This is a genomic window from Aureispira sp. CCB-QB1, from assembly GCF_000724545.1.
Taxonomy (GTDB): domain Bacteria; phylum Bacteroidota; class Bacteroidia; order Chitinophagales; family Saprospiraceae; genus Aureispira.
Genome location: NZ_JHBV01000183.1, coordinates 1 through 1,335 on the forward strand (window position 1 = coordinate 1; position 1,335 = coordinate 1,335).

The 1,335-nt window shown below is 41.8% G+C and carries 1 protein-coding gene; it reads left to right on the forward strand.

The annotated features are described in order from the left end of the window. On the forward strand, nt 1-1,224 hold a 1,224-nt coding region (locus CG11_RS30785; protein WP_197044018.1), incomplete at its 5' end, for a hypothetical protein. Nucleotides 1,225-1,335: the final 111 nt, after the last annotated feature.

The following is a 1,335-nucleotide window of genomic DNA, read 5'->3' on the forward strand; positions in this document are numbered from 1 at the left end:
GAGCTGTACGAGGAATGTCGAGCAACAGGACAGTATTTTTGTTTTACCACCATTCCAAGTTTGCAAACGATGTTAAACGACACCCAGCACCACGCCGCCTTGACTCCAAAGGACAAGACCGTTTACAATCAAATCAAATTGATGTTGGAGATCGGCATTATCACTGAAAAGGTGAACTATGTTCAAACAGGACATAGAAACCCGTTTCCCTGCGAAAAAAGCCCCTCAGGGCGAGGCAAATTTCAGTTGTGGATAAATCCAGAGGTGTTGTGTATAAAGGCAAAATACGAAGGATCTGCGGTCTCTGATAATGCCTCTTTTTTTGAGGCTATAGGGAAAAGTTTACCGCAATATAGAACAAGTTCTTTACTATATAAGGATAAAGAACTTAAATCAATAACCAATACTCCATCCAGTGTGGATAAAGCGGCTTTGCCTGTCGGCAAGTTGAATCCATCCAATATTCAGGATAAAGGACGAGAAATCAAGTCGAAGCCTGTGGCATTTCCAACTTTTCCGCCGCAAAATTGGAGCAAAAAACAATTTTCTAGCTTCAAGCTGTGGGAATTGATGCGCTACAATTTGTATCAAAATCGAGTGTTTAACGAGCAGACGAATACAGAGTGTCAGTTGCTCTTAGAAAGTCTCTTGGATCAGGCAGAAAAGCACGTACAGGCCTATCGAAAAGCAAAGATTCAAAGCTTTGAGCAAAATCCCGCCTATTTGGTGGCGAAAAACCAACCAAGGATGCTCAAAAACTTTGCGGCAAGGCTGCCGAATGTAGAGCGCTCTGCGGTGGAAATTGTAGCACATGCCATTATCAAGCAAGAGAAACATGCCCAAAAGAAAGGTTATGCTTTGTGGTATCCTGTGAATTATCTAAGCTCGACGGCTGCTCAAAAAGCCTTTGGCTATTCTGTGGCGGATTGGGACAGGATTCAAGCCAATTATTTTGATAAAAACCGCTCGTCCAAAGCCTATTTTGAGCAAATCCAATGGATGAACAGCCATTACAGCAAAATGCTAGAATTGTTGCCAAGTGATGGTGCCAAACGAGTGTACGAGCTGACCAACCAAGCTTATTGGAAATGGTACCAGGGAATCAAACGAGACCCTAACCTCAGCGAATCAAAAATCAAAGAACTAACGAATCTATTCATACAAAAATTTAAACCATTGCTAAACGATGAACACCTCCAACGCCAATACCAAGCCGAAAGCTAAAGTACAACGAAATTACATTGCTTATGTGCATATTCGGTGGAAGAACCAAACCAACAACAAAGCGATGAAGATTGAAAATGAGAAGCAGCTCAAGAGTGTTGAAAAGTATTT